The following is a 20,102-nucleotide window of genomic DNA, read 5'->3' on the forward strand; positions in this document are numbered from 1 at the left end:
GCCTTTCCTTTTTAGAAGATGTCCTACGCATCGCGGGAACCACTTCCGTTACGCTGGTCGCCATGAGTATTCTCGGAACAATTGTCTCTTTTCTCACCTCCGCCTGCGTGGCAACGGGTGCCCCGGTGTGCGGGGACGCCTACGAGGCCGCCTCCCATATCCTCCCCCAGGACGCGTTCGCCGTCGCCCACGATGACGGCTACGCCAACGTCGATGCCGCCGTCTTCGGCCCGGGATTCCTCGCCCAGGTCGGGCCGGATGCCCGCGCGCTATGCCAGGTCACCGCTGACGGTGCAGCCTGCCGGGCTGACGCGCCAGTGAAAACCCCTGTTCACCCCGACGCTGCGGGAGACCTCAACGCACTTGTGTCCACCGCCGACGGCATTGGGTGGACACACCTCGATGCCACCGCCCGGGGCAACCTGCGGCTCACCGAGGGGCGGCGCGTGCAGGTGGGTGACAACTACTGCAAGGTCGATCCCGACCGTGTCATCTGCGGCACCGGCGCCCACAGCTTTACTCTCACCGCCGCAGAGGCCCGGCTGTAGTTCGGCGATTCCCCCACCCGGGCAGCCGGCTCCCCCGGCTATGGGTAGCCAGCTACGGGTAGCCGGCTACCCGATTTATTCTGCCTTCAGGACGGGGGTGCCGATCCCCTCGGATGGCTGCACGACGACAAAGCCCGGGCCGGAGAAGCGCATCTGGAACGCTTCGCCGGAACCCCGGCCGATGAACGTGTTGAGGTTGATGTCCGTGGTGATCTCCGGAGCAAGGTTCGCCGACCAGCAGACAGCAGCCTGCGGGTCAACGAATGTGTCCTGCTGCGAGCAGTCCAGCACCAGGGGTGTGCCCTTCGAGCACAGCGCTACCATGCCACGGCCTGTGAGGTTGACGTTGAACAGGCCGGCTCCACTGAGGAGGGAGCCCGCCCCACGAAGCCTGCGGATGTCGTCGTCGAGGGTCGGGTCGTAGGCCAGGAGCGAGCTTGAGTTGACGGACAGGCCGTCGTTTCCCCCCTCGAGTTCCATAAGGAAGACGTTGGCGGCATCGCGGGCGAAGAACACTTCCCCGTCACCGGTTACCCGCATCATGGGGGTGTCTTCGCCGGTGAGATGCTTCTTGAAGAACTTCCCCAGGGAGCCGGAGGACTGGTGGTTGAACTTCACGCGTCCCTGGTAGGCGACCATGGCGCCGGCCGTGGCGATCACGGGGTTATCCTCCGTGACGACAACCCTGAGCATCTTCTTTGACTGCATGGTCCAGCGCTCACGCGTCTCGTTTTCCATGTTGGACTGTTCAAAAAGTGGTGACCTCATGGTGCCCAGTGTAGAGAAAAACGTCCCGGCCCCGCTGGTGCACGTTTCTTTCATTCCGGACTGTGGACATACCCCCAAACGAGGGTCGATTAGACCATCTGCTGCAAGTTGAGACGTTTCTTAACATATCCTTAAAGCATGACATGGAAGAGCACAGAAACCGTTTGCTCGCTGACAATCGTCGGCTGCTGGGCATTCGGTATGCTCGCCATCCTCATGGCGTACGGGTGGGATTTTATGGATGCGCTCTTCTCCGTCCCCACCTTCACGATCACGGCCGTGTGCATCATCATCCTCGGCTCGAAGTTCATCCTCGATCACGCCGCTAACACCTCCCCCGTCTTCCAGGACGAGATTGACGATCTAGATGGCACAGACAATAGCGCGGTTCCCGCCCCTCGTCTCTAGAAAACCTTCTTACACAATTCAGCCGACATGGTGAACATGTCGGCTGAATTGTATTTTCGCTCTACTGCAGAACCTGCCGGATAAAGGCGAGAAGCTCCTCGTAAGCGTGGGCGGTCACGCCCGCCCCCATGCAGCTCATGGATCCGTGGACGGTGCCCGGATACATTTTGATGGTGACGGGAGTGCCGGCATCGGCCAGGGCCAGGGCGTAGCGGAGCCCCTCATCGCGAAGCGGATCGGATTGGTTCACGATGGCGTAGGTGGCAGGGGCTGAGCGCGCCGGAATCGTAAGCTCCTTCCCGTTAAGCAGGTAGTCCCATGAGAGGCGGCCGTTGGCAGCCGTCCACACGGGGCCTGCGGCGTAGGTTCGCATGCTTTCCGACGCGCACGCCGGGTCAAGCTCCGGCTCGATGAGCACCTGCGCGGCGGGGGCAATCCCCTGTTCCAGCGCCCACTGGGTGACCATCGCCGCCAGCCCACCGCCAGCAGAGTGCCCCATGATGAGTGGGTGCGGGTCGAGCTGCCGGACGATGTATTCGAGCGCCTCGCAGCATTCGGCGACGGGTCCCGGATACGGGTTCTCGGGGGCGAGGCCGTATTCCGGGGAGACGACGGTGACGCCGAGTTCGTCCACCAAGAGCGCGTTTTCCGGGTCATCGCCGGAGGTGGAGCCGAGGACGAAGCCGCCGCCGTGGATGTTAAAAATGACCCGGGAGCCGTCCCCCATGACCTTCATCCTGCCGTCGTGGGTGCCGGGGAATGCGGCACCCTGCTGGTTTTTCGCCGAGGCCTGCCGGGCGGCGGGGAGATCGGCGATATCCAGGGGCACGAGGGAATCCAGCCAGGAGGCGATGTCCGGGTCAATGTACATCTTTTACAGCACTCCCTCGGCGTCGAGGATCGCCCGGATGGACGTTACCTCGTCGTCGACAAGCTGTGGGACCGGCTCCGGCATGCGCGCGGAAGCGAAGATCCCCTGCAGCTTGAGGGCCTGCTTGAAGGCCCCAACACCGGCACCGAAACCGGTGACCGAGTGGGCGACCGACGTGATGCGCATGAGGCGCGCCAACCGGTCCTGCTCCTTCTTCACGGTCTCCCAGTCGCCCTCGGTGAAGGCCTTCCACTGGCGGACGTAGCCCCACGGGTCGATATTGCCCAGCCCCGGGACGGAGCCGTCGGCGCCGGAGAGGTACGCGCCGTCGACGACGACCTCGTGGCCGGTGAACAGCTTCAGCGGGTGGCCTGCCTCCTCATTGAGAAGGGACAGGAAACGGAAGGAGACATCGTCGCCGGAGGAATCCTTCACACCGGCAAGCACGCCGTCGCGGCCGAGCCTGACCAGGAGCTCCGGGGGGAGCTTGACGTGGACGCACACGGGGATGTCGTAGGCGAAGATCGGCAGCGTGGTTGCCTGTGCCAGGCAGCGGAAGTGGCGCTCCACCTGGGCAAGCCCACCCAGGGCGTAGAACGGCGCCGTGGCGACGATACCGTCGGCGCCGCAGGCCTCGGCATGCTTGATGTGTTCAATGACGCGGCTCGTCTGCGTGTCGATGCAGCCGACGAGGACGGGGACGCGACCGGCGGCCACACTGATCGCATTTTTCACCACCTGGTCGCGCTCGGCATCGGTGACGAATGCACCCTCGCCGGAGCTGCCCAGGATGAACAGGCCGTTGACGCCGGCGTCGATGAGCCGGGTGAGGTTTTTGGTGGTTGATTCCTCGTCGAAGCTGCCGTCGTCGTGACGGGCGATGACGACGGGGGGAATGACTCCATGGAAATCAGTCATGGGAGGGTACTTAACTTTCTATCTTTGTCATGTCGGGGTGAAGGAGAGACGGCGCGGCGCCGAGGAGGGCGCGCGTGTAGTCGTCCTTCGGGTTGGAGAAGATCTCTCTAGCAGGACCTTCCTCGATGATGTGGCCATGGTTCATGACGATGATCCGGTTCGAGACGTAGCGCACGGTCTGGATATCGTGGGAGATGAACACCATGGACAAGCCCAGTTTGTTCTTGAGATCCGTAAGCAGGTTCAAGATCTGGGCACGAACCGAGACGTCGAGGGCCGAGGTCGGCTCGTCGGCGATGATCGCGTCGGGATTGAGCGCCAGCGCGCGGGCGATGGCCACGCGCTGCCGCTGCCCGCCGGACAGCTGGCCAGGCAGGGCGTCGAGCGTCGAGTGCGGCAGGCCCACCAGCGCGATGAGCTCTTCTACCTCGCCGTCACGCTCAGACTTCTCCCCCACGTTGTGCACGTTGAGGGGGTCTTTCAGCTGGTCCCGAACCGTCATGCGCGCATTCAGCGCGGTGGACGGGTCCTGGAACACGACGGAGACCACGCGCCCTATCTTCTTGCGGTTTTTGGCGGTGCGCTTGGTCACGTCCTCGCCGCGGAAATACACCGTGCCGCTCGTGGGCTTTTGCAGGCCACACATGACGTTGGCGGTGGTGGATTTGCCGCAGCCGGATTCGCCGACGATGCCGATTGTTTCGCCGGGCATGAGCGTGAGGCTCACGCCGTCGACGGCCTTGACGATGTTCGGGTGGAGGAGCGGGCCAGTGCGGCTGCGGAAGTGAACCTTGATGTCATCGAGTTGGATGATCGGCGTGGTACTCATTTGGTCACCTCATGTTTCTTGCCAAGCTCGGCATAGTCTTCGTCGGTAAGCCCGGGGGTGAGCCTACCGGCGCGTTCCTCCTGCGCGGCCCACTGGAGCTCGTCCGGAAGATCGGCGTAGACGTGGTACGTACCGGGGACCGTGCGCATGACCCGCGGGGTGGTAAGCCCCACCGAGGGGTGCGAGGAGCGCGGCGCGAACCGGTCGCCCACGGGGAAGTCCTGCGGGCTCGGGACGGTGCCCGGCACCTGGTGCAGGCGACCGGAGCCAGCCTCGATGGACAGCACCGCGCCGAGCAGGCCGCGGGTGTACTCGTGCTGGGGGTCGGTGAGCAGCTCGCGGGTGGAGGCCTGCTCGATGACCTGCCCGGCGTACATCACCGTGATGGAGTAGGCCACCTCGGCCACCAGGGCCAGGTCGTGGGACACGAACACCATCGTGAATCCGAGCTTTTCCTGCAGGTTCTTGATGAGCTCGATGACCTGCTTCTGCACCGTCACGTCGAGGGCCGTCGTCGGCTCGTCGGCGATGATGAGGTTCGGGTCGCGGGTCAACGCCATCGCGATGAGGACGCGCTGGCGCTGGCCGCCGGACAGTTCGTGCGGGTAGCTCTCCAGCGTCCGCTTGGGATCGAGCCCCACGAGCTCGAGGAGCTCCTCGGCGCTACGCGTGCCCCCGCGCTTGGTGAGCTGCGCCATCTGGGACTTGATGAGCATCGAGGGGTTCAACGCGGACAGGGCATCCTGGTAGATCATCGCCATCTCGTGGCCGAGGAGTCCACGGCGCTTGTCGACGTCCATCTGTAGGAGGTCCTCACCCTTGTAATAGACCTCGCCGCTGATCTCGGCTTTGGGATCGAGGAGACCCATGATGGCGAAGGCGGTAATCGACTTGCCACATCCCGACTCACCGACAAGACCCATCGTCTCACCAGCGGCAACGGAGAAGCTCACGTGGTCAACCACATTCACATCGCCGTGGCGCGGGAAACGGATGCACAGGTCCTTCACCTCCAGCAGCGGCGTGGTACCGGGCTCCGGCGCGTAGCGGTCGGTGCGCTGCGATTCCACCTCGGCGAGCCTGTTCAGGCGGGCGACGAGAGCATCGTGCTGCGTGGCGTATGCCTTGACGGGGTCCGTGAGCAGCTGATCTTCTTCGCGGTGCTCGGCGACGACGGGGCCGGTGGGGGCCGCGACCATCGCGTCGGTGATGCCCTCGCTCAAAATGTTGAGGCACAGCACGGTGATCATGATGGCCAGGCCCGGGAACAGCGCCTGCCACCACTCGCCGCGCAGCACGCCCTGCTGCGCGGAACTGAGAATATTGCCCCACGTGGGGGTCGGCTCCTGCAGACCGGCGCCGATGAAGGTCAGCGAGGCCTCGAGAATGATCGCGTCGGCGACGAGCACCGTGGCGAACACGAGCACGGGGGCCGCGGTGTTGCGCGCCACGTGCTTGGTCAAAATCCACGGCGCGCGGGCACCGGAGACGACAACGGCGTTGACGTAATCCTCGCCGTACTCGCTCAACACGTTTGCCCGTACGATGCGGGTGAGCTGCGGAATGTACACGAAGCCGATGGCGGCAATGATGACACCCAGCATCTTTTCCGGGTGCTCGGGGTTCTTGAACACCACGACGGCCACGGCGGCCAGTGCGATGCCGGGGATCGACATGATGATGTCCATGATGCGCATGATGATCTCGGACACCACCTTGCCGGACACTGCGGCGATGGAGCCGAAGATCGCCCCGGCTAGCAGGGCAAGTCCCGTCGCGGCAAGCCCCACGGTGAGCGAGTAGCGGCCACCGTAGAGGAGGCGGCTGAACACATCGCGGCCGAGGTTGTCGGTGCCGAACCAGAACTCACTCGACGGCGGCTGACCCTTCATATCGATGGCCGTGGGGTCGTGCGGCGCGAGAAGCGGCGCAAAAATCGCGGACAGCGCGATGAGGGCGAGGATCACCAACGCAATCTTGGAACCTGTGCTCATCCGCTTGAGGCCCTGGAACTTGACGCCCGGGGCGGTAACTTTTTCCAGCTTTGTCATTTCACTACACCGTCCTGATCCTCGGGTTGATGAGGATGTAGAGCAGGTCGACCACGATGTTCACGATGATGAACGCGATGGCGACCACAAGGGTTGCTCCCTGGACCACGGTGACCCAGTTCTGCGTGATGCCGTCGATGAGCACGCGGCCCATGCCCGGCAGGTTGAAGATGATCTCGATGACGACGGCGCCACCCATGAGGTAGCCGACGCGCAGACCCAGCACCGTCACCGGGGTGATCAGCGCGTTGCGCAGCACGTTTCGGCTGACAACGATGTGCTTGGGGATGCCGGCGCCGAGCGCCGTACGGACGTAGTCGTTATCCAGCTCCTCCACCATCGAGGTGCGCACGATGCGGGTCATCTGGCCGATGACGGGCACAGCCAGGGCAAACGAGGGCAGGAGCATGCGTTGGAACCAGCCAGCCGGGTCATCGCCGAACGCGGGCAATGCGCCGGCGACCGGCAGCTTGCCCATGAATACGAGGATGAGCAGGATGGCGAGCCAGAAGCTCGGGGTAGCCAGGCAGGCAATTGAGACGATGCGGATCACCTGGTCGGGCCAGCGGTCGCGGTAGAGGGCGGCCAGGACACCGAGCGGGAAGGAAAAGATGATGGCGATGAACAGGCCGATGAAGGTCAGTTGCATCGTAATGGGGAGGGCGGTGAAGACCTTGGCGGAAACGGAATCCTCGCCGACACCGTAGGTGCCGAGGTCACCCTGCAAGAGGCCAGCCACGTAGCTGCCGAATTGGACGATCCACGGATCATTGAGCCCGTGGTTTTCACGGTAGGCCTCTAACGCCGCCGGCGTCGCGTTCTCCCCCAGTGCCGAGTACGCCGGGTCGATCGGCGAGAGACTCATGAGCACGAAGACGAGGAAGGTGACGCCCAGGATCATGAGCGGCAGGGCCACAAGTCGCCTCCCGATGAGGCGGATAAGTGTGTTCACCTGTGTTCTCCTTTACACAAAAAGCGCCGCCGTTTTCACGTCAAAAGGCGGCGCTTCGTGGTTACTACTTGGTGGAAACACCCAGGGCCCACAGGCCCGTGGTGCCGATCGGCGCGAAGCCGTTCAACTTGTCTGCGTTGTAACCGGTGATCATGGTGCGGTGGAACAGCGGGTACAGCGGAACCTCTTCAGAGATGAGATCCATTGCGTCGTTCCACTTGGCCTGCTGGGCCTCGCCCTCAAGCTGGGTGGACTCATCCATGAGTGCCTTCAGCTCGGCGAACTTTGCCGGGTCGGACTTCTGCCAGAAGGTGCGCTGCTTGGTCCAGACGTTGTCGCCGTACCACCAGTTGATGAGCAGTGCCGGGTCATTGCCGAACACGGACGGATCGCCGGGCGCCAGCGCCAGGTCGAAGGTCGGGTTCTCCACGTCGAGGTTGTTGGCGTACAGGGACGCAGATGCCTCGGACTGGATGGAGGTGGCAATGCCCACGGCCTCGAGATCGGACTTGATCTGCGGTGCGAGATCAGAGATCCACGGGTGGTCGGTGGTGAGCAGGGTGACGGACAGGTCCTTCACACCCGCTTCCTCGAGGAGCGCCCTGGCCTTCTCCGGGTCGTGGGTGAACTGGTTGGCTGCTTTGTGGTAGTTCGGATGGCTCTCCGGCAGGAAGCTCGTGGCCGCCTTGGCCTTGCCGCTCATATTGTTCTGGATGAGCTTGTCGGTGTCCACGGCGTAGAGGAAGGCCTGGCGGACCTTGGCGTTATCGAACGGAGCCTTGGATGTGTTGAAGAGGAGGAACGGGAGGTTAAAGCCGTCGACCTCGTCCACCTTCATGCCCGCTGCCTCGAGCATCTGGGCGTTGTCTGCGGGGACGGCCTCCATGATGTCGATGGTGCCGGACTGGGCGGCGGTGGTGCGGGCGGTGTCGTCCTTGATCACGTCCCAGACCATCTTGTCCGCCTTGGCCGCGTACTTCTCGTCACCGTTGTAGTGCTCGTTGGGCACGGCGGTGATCTTGGAATCCGTGATGGACTCGTACTTCCACGGGCCGGAGCCGATCGGCATCGACGTCATCTCGTCCTTGGTGGAGGCTGCTGGGATGATCTTCACCGTGGCCAGACGCTTTTCGACGAGCGAGAAGGGGGTCTTCAGCTTAATCGTCACCGTAGTGTCGTCCTTGGCCTCCACGGAATCGATGAAGTCCAGGAAGGAGGCGTAAATGTTGCCCTCTGCGGCAGCGCGCTTGAAGGACTCCACAACATCAGCGGAGGTGACGGGCGTGCCGTCGGAGAACTTCGCGCCGTCACGCAGGGTGACCTCGTACTCGGTGTCGCTGATCTTAACAGGGGCATCCTTGGCCAGCGCGTTGCGGGTGCTGTAGTCGCTCATGTTGAGCTCGTACAAGCCCTCCACCACGTGCCAGTTGGTGCCCATAGCCAGCGCCGAGGAGGTGCTCGACGGGTCATAGTTGGTGGTCTCGTACGCCACACCCAGGTTGATTTCTCCACCCTGGGTAGATGTGGCGGTGTCCCCGCCGGCGGCAGATGAGGAAGTTTCAGAGGAACCGCCACAGGCGGTCAGCGTAAGGGCCAGTGAGGCAACGACTGCCACGACGCCCTTCTTGAGATTCTTCATAGTGACCTCTCTGTATCAGGCCGGAATCTGTCCGGTCTGTTCGGATGGTTATACCCAGCATAAGATGTCAGACATCTAAACACAAGAAGTTTCTAGAGTTCGGGGGTAGTTCGTTCGTCACACCCGCATATGACCAAGTTCACCCCATTGCCCGACATCAGATAAGGACATGGCCTATAGTATGACGTAGGCACTTTTTTGAGACAGGAGAAAACCATGGCGAAAACGTCCAAGTCACCGAAGGACAGACCCTCCCTCCGTCCCATGACAGGCGGGGCAGACAGAAAGCTCACGCACTCCCCCACGCGCAAGCACGGGCGGAGCTATGAGACCATGGCCGCCATCAAGGACTACATCTTGCAGAACAACCTGCAGCCCGGCGATCCGCTCCCCACCGAGGCCTCCATCTGTGAGGACCTGGGGGTATCCCGCTCGAGCGTGCGCGAGGCGATCTCCAACCTCACGGCGCTGGACATCGTCGAGGTCCGGCACGGCTACGGCACCTTTGTCGCCAACGCCTCCATGGAACCCATGGTGGAACTCCTCGTCTTCCGCGGCCTTCTGAACCCGGGATCCGACTACCGCGTCCTCATCGAAATTGTCGAGGTGCGCCAGGCCCTCGACCTTGCCTTTGCCCCCGCCGTCGTTCGCGCCTGGAAAGGCAAGCGCTCGGCTGCCCTCCACAAGGTGGTGGAGAAGATGGAGGAAATCGCCGCCCGCGGAGACTCCTTCCCCGAAGAGGACAAGTACTTCCACACCAAACTGTTGAGCCCCCTCGATAACCAGCTGTTCCGCCAGCTCACCGAAGCATTTTGGGACGTGCACACGGCCATCCAGCCGATGCTGCAAGTCGCCACGGCGAAGGACATCCTCCTCACCGCCTCCGCCCACGGCGATATCCTCGCCGCCGCCGAGGAGGGGAACCTGGAGAAGTACAAGGAAGCTGTGTTCTCCCATTACGCGCCCCTGCTGCGCAACCTCGACGAGGCACGCAACAAGGCGCGTGGGCTTGAGATTAGCTAATCGCCTCCACGAACCAGGACGTAATCGAGGTCGGGTGGGTGATCGCGGTGCCCACCACGATGGTGTCCGCACCGGCGTCGAGGGCCGCTTTCGCATCCGCGCCCGAGTGGATCCGGCCCTCACAGATAAGCGGAACGTCGGGGTAGGTGTCGTGCATCTCACGCAGCAGCTCGAGGTCCGGCCCCTCCGTCTTCGGCCGCGCCTCCGTGTAGCCCGCCAGGGTAGTGGAAATGACATCGACGCCTGCGTCCACCGCCTGACGTGCGGATTCCATGCAGTCGCAATCGGCCATGATGAGCACGTCTGGACGCGCCTCACGCAACTTGTGCACGGTCTCCGGGAAGGTGAGGCCATCGGGGCGGGGCCGCGTCGTCGCGTCGAGCGCGACCACGTCCGCGCCGGCATCGGCGACGGCGATACACAGCTCCAGCGTGGGGGTGATGTACACGCCCTCGTAGCCCTCTTTCACCAGACCGATGATGGGGACGTCGACACGCGTGCGCGCCTCCTTAATGTCCTCCAGTCCTTGCAGACGAACGCCCGCGGCCCCTCCCTCGACCACAGCCTCCGCCACCTGCGCCATCGTGTCCGGGTGCCGCATCGGCTCCCCCGGGTACGCCTGGCAGGAGACGACGAGCTTGCCCTGCAGATCACTGAACTTCATAATTTTTCCTTTCGCTAACCCACGCGGCAGCTCCGACGAGTGCCGCGTTTTCCAACGTTCCACTGACAATGGGCGTGTCCTGCAACAGCTCCATGCACGACGCGTCGAAGCCCTCCCTAAACGCCTGTTCCCAGACCTTTCCCGCCTTCATGACAGATCCCGCCGTGACCACGAGCCCCGGATCGAAGACGTTGACGAGCCCGCCGATGAGTCGCCCGAAGGTGCGCCCGGCAGTGGCGAGAATCTCCCGCGCTACGGCGCTATCCTCCTGCGAGATATCCCTTCCGGTAAGGTGCATCCCCACCCGTTCCTCGTAGGCCCGCTCGATACCGAAACCGCTGGCTATCGCCTCCGCGTGGCCATCCCTCCCGCACGTGCAGGCGACGCCTTCGGCGCCGTGGGAATCAACGTGGCCGACGTGGCCTGCCGCGAAGTGGGCACCGAGCAGGAGCCGCCCGTTGAGGATCACGCCACCGCCGATACCGGTGCCCGGCGCGACGAGCAGCATGGACTCGTGCCCTCGCCCCACTCCGTGGAGGTATTCGCCAAGGGCGTGCGCCTGGACGTCGTTAAGCACGGAGACCTCAGCCCCGAGCCGGGCCGAAAGCCCCCCGGCGACGTCTGTCCCCTTCCAGCCGGTGAGCTGGCTTGTAGCGAACTGCACCGTCCCTTTAAACGGATCGATGAGACCGGCGGAGGAGACCCCGATGGGGCCGTGACCCAGCTGGGCAGCAAGGCCTGCTGCGGCATCGAGGATTTTCTCCGGCCCCTGTGTGGCGGGGGTCGGGGTGGTGATGATGTTCTCGGCTACGCCGTCGGTCACCCTGGCGGCCGCGATCTTCGTGCCGCCGATGTCCAGCCCAATTACTGTTGCCATTTTGTTCCTTTTACTTGTAAAAACAGCTAACATCAGACATCGTAAGAGTATCAGATTCCTACCACAAGGACGGAACATGGAAGTCGTTATTTGCTCACACCCAGACCACATCGGACCCATCGCCGCCGACTACATCGAAAGTCTGATCTCCACAAAGCCCGCTGCCGTTCTCGGCGTGGCCACCGGCTCCAGCCCACTCGGGCTCTATGAGGAGCTTGGGAAACGTGTTGCCGCAGGCAAGCTATCCCTTTCCCGGGCGCGCGCCTTCATGCTGGACGAGTATGTCGGACTCCCTGCGGACCACCCTGAGCGCTACCGCACGTTCATCGAACGGCACTTTGTTGAACCCACTGATATCCCCTCCACCAGTGTTTTCGGCCCCGACGGCGCCGCAGAGGATATGGAGGCAGCGTGCGCGGCCTATGAGGAATCCATCCACAAGGCCGGCGGAATCGACCTGCAGATCCTCGGCGTGGGCACCGACGGCCACATCGCCTTCAACGAGCCCGGATCATCATTGGCATCGCGGACGCGGCTGAAATCCCTCATGGAGCAGACCCGAAAGGATAACGCCCGCTTCTTTGACGATGACATCGACCAGGTCCCGCACCACTGCGTCACCCAGGGCGTGGGCACCATCCTGGAGGCTCGCCACCTGGTGCTTTTAGCAAGCGGAAAGGGCAAAGCCGAGGCTATCAAGGGCGTGGTGGAAGGGCCCGTGTCTGCGGTGTGCACCGGCTCGGCGCTCCAGCTGCACCCCACGGCCACCGTCATCATCGACGAGGAGGCCGCATCCCTTCTGACGTACGCCTCGTACTACCGCTTCGCCTACGAGAACAAGCCCGAGTGGCAGCGGGTATAGGAGGCTAGGCGGGGAGATCTCCAAAACTCGGCCGAATTTGTTTTGCCGCTCGCGCCCACCTGGGGCGATGCACGTGCGTATCGTACACTCGGCCGAGTATTGGAGGTGCGCTGGCGCGCTTGTCATGCCCATGCCATAATTCGGGGCATGCAACCGGGGGAAAATCTCATTTGTGTGCAGTCGCTGACCACTCACCAGAAGAAGTCCATTTACAAGCTCCACAGGGAACGGGTGCTCACGAAGCTGGCCAGGGGCGTGTACTAGCCCACGAACGATTATTCGGATCATCCGTTCCGCACGCGGTTTTGGTTGAGGAGCCTGGCCTGCGGAATCGAAGGACGAACTCTTGTCGACCGCTCAGCGGGCTGCCTGCTGAAACTCCCCGTCCTGTTCAACGGGAACTGCCCGGTCGAGATCATGGGGTACGGCAGGCGAGACGGGCTCGTCCTGCGCAGGCTGCCTCCAGATGACGTTGTTGTCGCCACTATCTTTGGGCACGAGGTGAGGATCACCTCCCCGGCCATGACGGTGGTAGACAACGCGCGCTGGCACAGCGCCGGGGAAGCTATCCGCGTGGGCGACGAGGTGGTGCGAGAAGGGCGGGCCACACAGGCGGATATTGAGCGCTGCATGCGACTGCGGGGGCACAGAAGCGGGGCAGAAAAGGCACGCCACGCGCTGAACCTGATCAACGGCCGTGCAGCGAGTCCACGGGAAAGCGACGTGAGAGTGACGCTGTGGGAAAACGGATTCCGACCGCCCAAGCAACAGGTGGAAATAGTAGACGTGTGTGGGGCTTTATCGGCAGGGTTGACTTCTTTTTACCCGGAGCGATCGATCGCCATCGAGTACGACGGCAGGGACAAGACCAGGGGAATCTACGGGGGTGATCCGTATCGAGCGATCAATAAGGAACGCGATCGAGAACGCAGGCTCATCTCGGAGGGGGTTAACCCCCTCCGAGTGACGAATGAGTCGTTTGTGTCGAGGATCTGGTTGACCGAGCTGGCCAGGGTGTGGCACCTGCGGGGCGCGTTCCCAGCCAGCCAGTGGCGCAGCGCCTAGAAGCTCGTGTGAATCTGCGTGGGGAGGTAGGTCTCCGGGTCGAGGACGAGGAAGTCGGCAGGGAAGCCTGCTTCCAGGCGGCCGTAGGAATCCTCGAGGTTGATGGCGGCTGCCGGGTGGGAGGTGGCGGCAGCGACGGCGACATCCAGGGGGACCCCGACCTCGGTGATGGCGCGGGCGACGGCGCGATCCATGGTGAGGGTAGAACCGGCGATGTTTCCGCCGTCGACAAGCCGGGCGATGGAGTCTTTCACCTCGACGTCGAGCTCACCGAGGAGGTAGTGACCGTCGGGGGAATTCGTGGCGGCCATCGCATCGGTGACGAGGACCATTCGCTCAGCGGCCTCCTCGAAGAGGCTGCGCACGACGGCGGGATGGACGTGGACACCGTCGTTGATGACCTCGATCCACACCCGCGGGTCACGCAGCGCCGCAATGACAGGCCCCGGCGCGCGGTGATGGATCGACGGCATCGCGTTGAAGGCGTGCGTGAGGATGCGGGCGCCGCGGTCGAAGGCCTCGCGGGCGGTGTCATAGTCGCATTCGGTGTGGCCGACGGCGGGGACGGCACCGTTCTCGGCGAAGGTGGCGATGGCGTCGAGCCCGTGGGCGCGCTCGGGGGCAATGGTGATTTGGCGAATCAGGCCGTCTGCGGCGTCGAGAAGCGTGGAGACCACGGCGGGTTCCGGATCGATGAGCAGCGCGGCATCGTGGGCCCCCTTGCGGGACTCGGCGAGGAATGGGCCCTCCGGGTGAACACCGAGGAGCCACGGGTCGGTGATCTCGCGGGCACCATGGAGGAGCTCAACCAGGCGGGGCACGGAGGCGGTGACGAAGCTCATCACGCCGCGGGTGGTGCCGTGGGAGAGGTGCCCCTCCTTCACTGCAGCAAACTCAGAGGCACCCACGTCGTAGGAGGTGGCGTTGGCGCCGTGGCAGTGGATATCGATATAGCCCGGGGTGATGACGGCATCCCCGCACTCGGTGATCTCGCTGCCCTGCGGTGCCTCGTTGGCGATGCCGACGACGGTGGCATCGCGCACCACCAGGTAGGCATCTGTGTGGGTCCCGCCGATGGTTCCATCGACGATGGTCGCGGCGTGAAAAGCTGAGGTTGTCATACGTCCTAGAGTACAACGCGCCACTGTAAGCTGGAACCATGACAACGCACACAGCTCTCCCCTCCCCCAGCCCCACCGCCCGCGCCCTGGTCACGGGCGCCAGCCAAGGCATTGGCCGCGCTATCGCGCGCGAGCTCGCCCAGCGCGGCCACAACCTGATCCTCGTCGCACGGAGAGAGGAAGTACTGGAAGAATTAGCCCGTGAGCTGCCCACCGAGTGCGAGGTGCGGGCTGTCGATCTGGCGGACGAAGCGCAGCGCGCGGAGCTCATCAGCGAGATCCGCGAGCGTGAGATCAACATCATCATTAACTCCGCCGGCATCGCCTCCTTTGGCAATTTCATGGACCAGGACTGGGGCTACGAGACCAAGCAGTTCGAGCTCAACGCCACGGCCGTGTTCGAGCTGACGCGTGCGGTCCTGCCGGGAATGCTCGGGCGTGGCGAGGGCGCGATCCTCAATGTGGGATCCGCGGCTGGGAACATGCCGATCCCGAACAACGCCACCTACGTGTTCACCAAGGCAGGCGTGAACACCTTCACCGAATCCCTCCACTACGAGCTGAAGGGCACCGGCGTGGCCTGCACGCTCCTGGCCCCCGGCCCCGTGCGCGAGGCGACGATCCCCGAGGAGGAGCAGTCCATCGTGGACAAGGTCGTCCCCGACTTCCTGTGGACGACGTACGAGTCCTGCGCGAAGGAATCCCTCGAGGCGTTAGCGAAAAACAAGCGCCGCGTGGTGCCCGGCCCGCTGAGCAAGGCCATGAACGCCGTCAGCCTCGTCGCACCGAGGGGCCTTCTGTCCCCGGTCATGGGCTGGTTCTACGCCAAGATGGCCTAAGGTTGAAAGCGTTATGAGTAACAAAGACAATCGCATCGTATGGATCGACCTGGAGATGACGGGCCTCGACCCCAAGCGCCACGTCATTGTCGAGGCGGCGGTACACATCACCGACAATGATCTGACAATCCTCGGAGACGGCCTGGACCTCGTCATCCACGCAACAGAGGACGAGCTGAAGGAAATGGACGAGGTTGTGACCAAGATGCACACCTCGAACGGGCTCATCGACGAAATCCGGGAATCCCCCCTGAGCTGCGCGGAGGCGGAAAAACAGATCATCGCCTACATCGACGAGCACTGCGACGGACACCCGCCGCTTGCGGGCAACTCCATTGCCACCGATCGCAGCTTCATCCGCGAATACATGCCGGACCTGGATCAGCGCCTCCACTACCGGATGATCGACGTCTCCTCCCTCAAGGTGCTGGCACGCAAGTGGATGCCCACCATCTACTCGCACCAACCGGAGAAGGGACTCGCCCACCGGGCGCTTGCCGATATTGTGGAGTCCATCAAGGAGCTCGACTACTACCGCCGTTGTTTCCTGCGCGACGAACCCGGTGACACGGAGAAGGCAGCCCAGGAGACCACCGCCCGTTACGCTGATTACCTGGCGTTTTGATGTTATAGCGGGGTGTGAGGTACTATATCCCTCGCTGCCCAATGGGCGGTAATGGTGGATGTAGTTCAGCTGGTAGAGCACCAGGTTGTGATCCTGGGTGTCGCGGGTTCGAGCCCCGTCATCCACCCCGATGAAAAATATCCCCCGGCCTCGCGCCGGGGGATTTTTCGTTGCTCCGCTTACCGGGGCAGGATCTGGATGTGCAGGTTCTGCTCCACGAAGTCGATTACTGCCTTTACCAAGAAGAATAATGTGCCCAGGGCACCTGCAACGCCCAGGAGGGCAAGGAGCACCGTGCGCGTTTCGGACTCCTCCTTCGGGGTCGCGCCCTGGCCCTTGGCAACGGCCGCTGTGCCACGCGCATCGGAGGCGATGCCCCACGTGGTGAGCTCCGGATCCAAAAGGTCATGCAACTGCGAGGTGGACGTTGTGGAGTAGCCCTTGGCGTGCTCCAGCCCGGGCAGCTGCGCCAGCGACCACGTTGTGCCGAAAGCCGTGGCGGAGGACTCACCACGGGCGATAAGGGTGGTCGTGCCGTCGGTTGTCTTTCCGTCTAGGGCGTGAGACGCAAGACGATCCAGCTCCTCGGAGCTGCGAACGCGGGCGTAATCAGCACAGCTACTAAAGCCGGCAGCATGGACAGCATCACGCAAGAAAACGCCGTTGAAGTGCGGGTTTTTGTTCTCGCACATGTCCAACCGGAGCTCCGTGATGGGGTTAGGTACATCGGCGATGGCGGGCACGGGTGCGAGTCCCACTGCCAACGCGGTAAGGAGTGCTACTCTTCTCATACCCAGAGCATCGCTTGGGAGCGCAAAAATGTAACTTTTCCCAGGCTATGGTCTATGGTTTATGTCATGATTTCCGTTGACCCCCAATACGTGTATGTGAGGACGCCCGCCACCAGTGTCGCGGGAATAAATGACTGCACTGAGGGGTTCGACCCACGCGACGGGGAAGATCTTGAAATCCCCAGCATGGAGGAAGTTTTCTTCCTGGACTTGGGCATCTCGCGGAGGTTTCAGCCCGCGGAGGTGACGTGCATGTACGCCTCCGGACGGCATGGGACTCTCGCGGACTTTCCCAGGCTACAGCGGGAGGCGCTGGCGCGTTACCGAGATCGTCCCACGTGTTTCGCGCATTTCCAGGGAACCGACCCGGTATGGAAGGTGATGATCCCCGCAGGCTGGTACAACCAGACGGCGTACACGTTGCCAGAAAGCTCCACCGCAGTCAACCCAGAGGATGTCATCTTTACGCTGGCCACCCCGCACGAGTTCCGGGTGGAGTTCCGCAGCCTCGCCGAGGTGCTCCAGGAGGGCACGGGCGGGTTGGAGTTGCGCGAGTTCAGTCTCTCCCCGGACGATGCGGAGGCGGCGAGCTTCGAATCCTTCCGCCGGGATCGCTACGCGGGTGTCATCTTCTACTCTTCGGGCGACGAGTCGAGCCTGTGGGAACCGATTGTCGGCGAGCCGGTAGACCATGTGATACTGGGGGTTGATAGGTAGGCTAGAGAGCATGAAGTATTCGCTCATTGACTTTGCCACCATCTATCCGGGCGAGCGCCCGCGCGCCGCGTTTGAGCGCTCCGTGCGCTTCGCCCAGCACGCCGAGGAGCTAGGCTTCGACCGCATCTGGTACGCCGAGCACCACAATATGACGACGATCGCCTCGTCACAGCCGGCCGTGCTTATTGCGTACGTGGGTTCCCACACGTCGTCGATTAGCTTAGGCGCGGGCGGTGTGATGCTACCGAACCATGCGCCACTCATCGTGGCCGAGCAGTTCGGTACCCTCTCCGAGATGTTCCCCGGGCGAATTGAGCTGGGGCTCGGTCGCGCCCCCGGCACCGACCAGCAGACGCTACGCGCTATCAGGCGCGTCCCCGGCGCCGCCGATCGCTTCCCCCAGGATGTGCAGGAGCTGCGCGGCTACTTTGCCGACGAGCCCCTCCTGTCCGGCGTGCACGCGATGCCCGGCGCCGGCACGAACGTCCCGATCATTATCCTCGGGTCCTCCCTCTTCGGCGCGACGCTCGCTGCACAGCTCGGCTTGCCGTACGCCTTCGCCAGCCACTTCACCCCCGCTCACCTGGAGGAAGCCGTGGACACCTACCGGCGCACGTACCAGCCCAGTGAGCAGCACCCCGAACCCTACGTCATCGCCGCGGTCAACGTCACCGCCGCGCGCACAACCGAAGAGGCTAAGGAGAAACTCCAGGAGGTGTACCGTCGCCGCGTCCACTCGATGGTGGCGCGTGGCCGGGATCTCAGCACCGAGCAGCTCGACCAGCTGGTCAACAGCTTCGCCGGCCACCAGGTCACCCAGATGCTGCACTACAACGCCGTGGGCAACCCGGAGGAGGTGTCGGCGTACCTAGACAAGTTCGCCAAACTCTCCCGCGCCGACGAGCTCATGCTCTCGATTCAGGACGACGACGAGTCCTCGCTGCTCGAATCCTTGGATATCGTCGCCCAGTCGAAGTTCCAGTCCCCCAACCCGTCATAGGGGCTGAACGTTTCTCCCGTGGTGTTCGTCACCACGACGAGATCGCCACGCTTCACAAACTCCTGGAACCACTTGGCGTTTTCTGTGGAGACGTTGATGCAGCCGTGGGACGTGTTGGTGTTTCCCTGCGCCCACACCGACCACGGCGCAGCATGCACGTAGATTCCCGAGTAGCTCATCTGCGTGGCGTAATTCACCTTCGTGCGGTAGCCACCCTTCTCGTGGGAGAGCCCGAAGGTCTCCGAATCCATGATCATCGAGGGGTTCTTGTCACCGATGATGTAGGTTCCGGGAGGAGTGGACCAGCGGCCACCGTCGCGCCCCATGGACACGGGCATCGTCTTGATCGTCTCGCCGTTTTTGGTCACGGTCATGATCTTGGTGTTGTTGTCCACGTAGGAGATGACCTCGTCGCCGATGGTGAACTCGGCCTGGGCGTTATCCCCACCCCACGTCGATTTGCCCAGCCGGTGCCCGAATGGCTTCGCCTCCACGTGCACCTTCGTGCCGGGGTGCCAGTGCTCCTTCGGACGCCAGCGCAGTTGCGACTGGTTCACCCAGTAGAAGGCACCCTCCGTCGGCGGGTCGGCGGTCACCGTGACGGTACGTTCCGCCTCCTCCTTGTATTCATCGGCGATGGCGGTATCGAACTGGATGTTCACCGTCTGCCCGACGCCGACTTCAGCGCCGTCAGGGGAGACGTACACCTCGGCCTTGTAGGTGGGTGTCACGGTGGTGAACGTCGACTCCACCGTCTGGCCCTCGGAGTCCCTGGCTGTCAGGGTATAGGTCCGCCCGTAACCGAGCGGTTCGGTCAATCTCCAGGAGCTTTTCGACGTATCGGAGCTCACCTTTCCGCCGCCCCCCAGCTCTGCGACGACCTCATCGGCGTCGTTAACGAGCTTCGCTGCTACCAGCTCCGCACCGAACGTGTGCACCTCAATGTCCTGGTTTGGTTGCACAGTCGCACCATCACCGACGGTGAACGCCGGTGGGATGTGCAAGGTCTCGTGAACCGCAACATTTGTGTCTGGACTTCCGGTAGGAATAGTGCACGCACTCGCTGCCAAAACCCCAGCGCAAGCAACCAGCACTGTCGCGTACCGTCTAATCTTCACTCATACTCCTTCGAATGTTGCCGTGACCAGACGATTTTACAATACTCGGGCGAATGATTATATTTAAGTCTCGTCGCAAGGCAATGCGCCATTAGCTCAACTGGCAGAGCAACTGACTCTTAATCAGTGGGTTCGGGGTTCGAGTCCCTGATGGCGCACAAAGCGAAACACCGTTTCGCCCAATTTAATATTGCGCCATTAGCTCAACTGGCAGAGCAACTGACTCTTAATCAGTGGGTTCGGGGTTCGAGTCCCTGATGGCGCACAGATAAAACCCGGCTTCCACGAGCCGGGTTTTTGCTTTACACCCCCTTGCCCACATACGGGCGACCCCTTCCTTTTAGCTCCTTCGAGGAGAAGGAGCTAAAAGGGAGGGGCCGGAAAGAACCGGGTTAGGAGGAAGGGGGTTGCTGCTT

At 62.9% G+C, this 20,102-nt stretch carries 21 protein-coding genes and 3 tRNA genes; 12 read left to right on the forward strand and 12 right to left on the reverse strand.

All coding sequences use genetic code 11. The features are described 5' to 3' along the window. The first annotated feature begins 62 nt into the window (after positions 1 to 62). Positions 63 to 548 carry a hypothetical protein gene (locus CGLUCO_RS09975; RefSeq protein WP_005389053.1) on the forward strand — a complete coding sequence of 162 codons (486 nt, stop codon included), beginning with the start codon at positions 63 to 65 and terminating at the stop codon, positions 546 to 548. Between the two features lie 75 nt (positions 549 to 623). Here the strand turns inward: CGLUCO_RS09975 and CGLUCO_RS09980 are convergent, their stop codons facing one another. Continuing rightward, entirely contained in the window at positions 624 to 1,316 is a 693-nt protein-coding gene (locus tag CGLUCO_RS09980) for an AIM24 family protein (RefSeq protein WP_231286018.1), read from the reverse strand. 138 nt (positions 1,317 to 1,454) lie between these two features. Here CGLUCO_RS09980 and CGLUCO_RS09985 point away from each other — a divergent pair, with 138 nt between their 5' ends. After that, positions 1,455 to 1,724, forward strand: coding sequence for a hypothetical protein (locus tag CGLUCO_RS09985; protein ID WP_005389050.1), 270 nt, complete (start codon positions 1,455 to 1,457; stop codon positions 1,722 to 1,724). Between the two features lie 61 nt (positions 1,725 to 1,785). On the opposite strand, the gene CGLUCO_RS09990 is transcribed toward CGLUCO_RS09985, so the two are convergent. The 6 genes from CGLUCO_RS09990 to CGLUCO_RS10015 form a co-directional block, all read right to left on the reverse strand. Then, positions 1,786 to 2,595 (reverse strand): alpha/beta hydrolase, encoded by an 810-nt coding sequence (locus tag CGLUCO_RS09990; RefSeq protein WP_084036085.1) that lies wholly within the window; start codon positions 2,593 to 2,595, stop codon positions 1,786 to 1,788. A gap of 3 nt (positions 2,596 to 2,598) precedes the next feature. Beyond that, entirely contained in the window at positions 2,599 to 3,513 is a 915-nt protein-coding gene (locus CGLUCO_RS09995) for a dihydrodipicolinate synthase family protein (protein WP_005389045.1), read from the reverse strand. A gap of 10 nt (positions 3,514 to 3,523) precedes the next feature. Beyond that, complete coding sequence (locus CGLUCO_RS10000) at positions 3,524 to 4,342, reverse strand: ABC transporter ATP-binding protein (protein ID WP_084036086.1); 819 nt, start codon at positions 4,340 to 4,342, stop codon at positions 3,524 to 3,526. Next, positions 4,339 to 6,393: a dipeptide/oligopeptide/nickel ABC transporter permease/ATP-binding protein gene (locus CGLUCO_RS10005; protein ID WP_084036087.1), complete on the reverse strand. Its 2,055-nt coding sequence runs from the start codon at positions 6,391 to 6,393 to the stop codon at positions 4,339 to 4,341. The genes CGLUCO_RS10000 and CGLUCO_RS10005 overlap by 4 nt, the downstream gene beginning before the upstream one ends. A gap of 4 nt (positions 6,394 to 6,397) precedes the next feature. Further along, entirely contained in the window at positions 6,398 to 7,345 is a 948-nt protein-coding gene (locus CGLUCO_RS10010) for an ABC transporter permease (protein ID WP_005389040.1), read from the reverse strand. Positions 7,346 to 7,409: 64 nt separating this feature from the next. Next, positions 7,410 to 8,984 carry an ABC transporter substrate-binding protein gene (locus CGLUCO_RS10015; RefSeq protein ID WP_084036088.1) on the reverse strand — a complete coding sequence of 525 codons (1,575 nt, stop codon included), beginning with the start codon at positions 8,982 to 8,984 and terminating at the stop codon, positions 7,410 to 7,412. Between the two features lie 216 nt (positions 8,985 to 9,200). Here CGLUCO_RS10015 and CGLUCO_RS10020 point away from each other — a divergent pair, with 216 nt between their 5' ends. Further along, positions 9,201 to 10,007 carry a FadR/GntR family transcriptional regulator gene (locus CGLUCO_RS10020; protein WP_005394357.1) on the forward strand — a complete coding sequence of 269 codons (807 nt, stop codon included), beginning with the start codon at positions 9,201 to 9,203 and terminating at the stop codon, positions 10,005 to 10,007. On the opposite strand, the gene CGLUCO_RS10025 is transcribed toward CGLUCO_RS10020, so the two are convergent. Then, positions 10,000 to 10,671, reverse strand: a complete 672-nt coding sequence (locus tag CGLUCO_RS10025; protein WP_084036089.1) for an N-acetylmannosamine-6-phosphate 2-epimerase — start codon at positions 10,669 to 10,671, stop codon at positions 10,000 to 10,002. The genes CGLUCO_RS10020 and CGLUCO_RS10025 overlap by 8 nt on opposite strands. Then, positions 10,658 to 11,548, reverse strand: a complete 891-nt coding sequence (locus tag CGLUCO_RS10030; protein ID WP_231286017.1) for an ROK family protein — start codon at positions 11,546 to 11,548, stop codon at positions 10,658 to 10,660. Before CGLUCO_RS10030 ends, CGLUCO_RS10025 begins: the two co-directional genes overlap by 14 nt. A 76-nt stretch (positions 11,549 to 11,624) precedes the next feature. Between CGLUCO_RS10030 and nagB the strand changes: the two genes are divergently transcribed. Together nagB and CGLUCO_RS10040 are read left to right on the forward strand one after the other, a co-directional pair. Then, the gene (gene nagB, locus CGLUCO_RS10035) at positions 11,625 to 12,410 is read left to right on the forward strand and encodes a glucosamine-6-phosphate deaminase (protein WP_084036090.1); all 786 of its coding nucleotides are present in this window, start codon (positions 11,625 to 11,627) and stop codon (positions 12,408 to 12,410) included. Between the two features lie 309 nt (positions 12,411 to 12,719). Then, positions 12,720 to 13,475, forward strand: a complete 756-nt coding sequence (locus CGLUCO_RS10040; RefSeq protein WP_198481477.1) for a hypothetical protein — start codon at positions 12,720 to 12,722, stop codon at positions 13,473 to 13,475. On the opposite strand, the gene CGLUCO_RS10045 is transcribed toward CGLUCO_RS10040, so the two are convergent. Then, a complete protein-coding gene (locus CGLUCO_RS10045) occupies positions 13,472 to 14,596 on the reverse strand; it encodes an N-acetylglucosamine-6-phosphate deacetylase (protein ID WP_084036091.1) in 1,125 nt (374 codons plus the stop codon). The genes CGLUCO_RS10040 and CGLUCO_RS10045 overlap by 4 nt on opposite strands. A gap of 38 nt (positions 14,597 to 14,634) precedes the next feature. Here CGLUCO_RS10045 and cmrA point away from each other — a divergent pair, with 38 nt between their 5' ends. The 3 genes from cmrA to CGLUCO_RS10060 all read left to right on the forward strand — a co-directional run bounded on the left by cmrA (position 14,635) and on the right by CGLUCO_RS10060 (position 16,187). Next, complete coding sequence (gene cmrA / locus CGLUCO_RS10050; RefSeq protein ID WP_005389016.1) at positions 14,635 to 15,435, forward strand: mycolate reductase; 801 nt, start codon at positions 14,635 to 14,637, stop codon at positions 15,433 to 15,435. Positions 15,436 to 15,448: 13 nt separating this feature from the next. Continuing rightward, positions 15,449 to 16,060 (forward strand): oligoribonuclease, encoded by a 612-nt coding sequence (gene orn, locus CGLUCO_RS10055; RefSeq protein ID WP_005394350.1) that lies wholly within the window; start codon positions 15,449 to 15,451, stop codon positions 16,058 to 16,060. Positions 16,061 to 16,114: 54 nt separating this feature from the next. Continuing rightward, a tRNA-His gene (locus tag CGLUCO_RS10060) sits at positions 16,115 to 16,187 on the forward strand. 52 nt (positions 16,188 to 16,239) lie between these two features. Here the strand turns inward: CGLUCO_RS10060 and CGLUCO_RS10065 are convergent. Continuing rightward, the gene (locus tag CGLUCO_RS10065; protein ID WP_084036092.1) at positions 16,240 to 16,851 is read right to left on the reverse strand and encodes a hypothetical protein; all 612 of its coding nucleotides are present in this window, start codon (positions 16,849 to 16,851) and stop codon (positions 16,240 to 16,242) included. Between the two features lie 66 nt (positions 16,852 to 16,917). On the opposite strand from CGLUCO_RS10065, the gene CGLUCO_RS10070 reads away from it, so the two are divergent. Then, on the forward strand, positions 16,918 to 17,568 hold the full coding sequence (locus CGLUCO_RS10070) for a hypothetical protein (RefSeq protein WP_232621987.1): 651 nt from the start codon (positions 16,918 to 16,920) through the stop codon (positions 17,566 to 17,568). 10 nt (positions 17,569 to 17,578) lie between these two features. Next, entirely contained in the window at positions 17,579 to 18,568 is a 990-nt protein-coding gene (locus CGLUCO_RS10075; protein ID WP_084036093.1) for an LLM class flavin-dependent oxidoreductase, read from the forward strand. Here CGLUCO_RS10075 and CGLUCO_RS10080 read toward each other — a convergent pair. Then, positions 18,487 to 19,686, reverse strand: a complete 1,200-nt coding sequence (locus CGLUCO_RS10080; protein WP_084036094.1) for a L,D-transpeptidase — start codon at positions 19,684 to 19,686, stop codon at positions 18,487 to 18,489. The two genes, CGLUCO_RS10075 and CGLUCO_RS10080, sit on opposite strands and share 82 nt — an antisense overlap. Before the next feature lie 85 nt (positions 19,687 to 19,771). Here CGLUCO_RS10080 and CGLUCO_RS10085 point away from each other — a divergent pair. Together CGLUCO_RS10085 and CGLUCO_RS10090 are read left to right on the forward strand one after the other, a co-directional pair. After that, positions 19,772 to 19,844: transfer RNA gene (locus tag CGLUCO_RS10085), tRNA-Lys, on the forward strand. A 34-nt stretch (positions 19,845 to 19,878) separates the two neighbouring features. Beyond that, positions 19,879 to 19,951: transfer RNA gene (locus CGLUCO_RS10090), tRNA-Lys, on the forward strand. Positions 19,952 to 20,102 lie beyond the last annotated feature (151 nt).

Source organism: Corynebacterium glucuronolyticum DSM 44120 (assembly GCF_030440595.1).
Lineage (GTDB): Bacteria > Actinomycetota > Actinomycetes > Mycobacteriales > Mycobacteriaceae > Corynebacterium > Corynebacterium glucuronolyticum.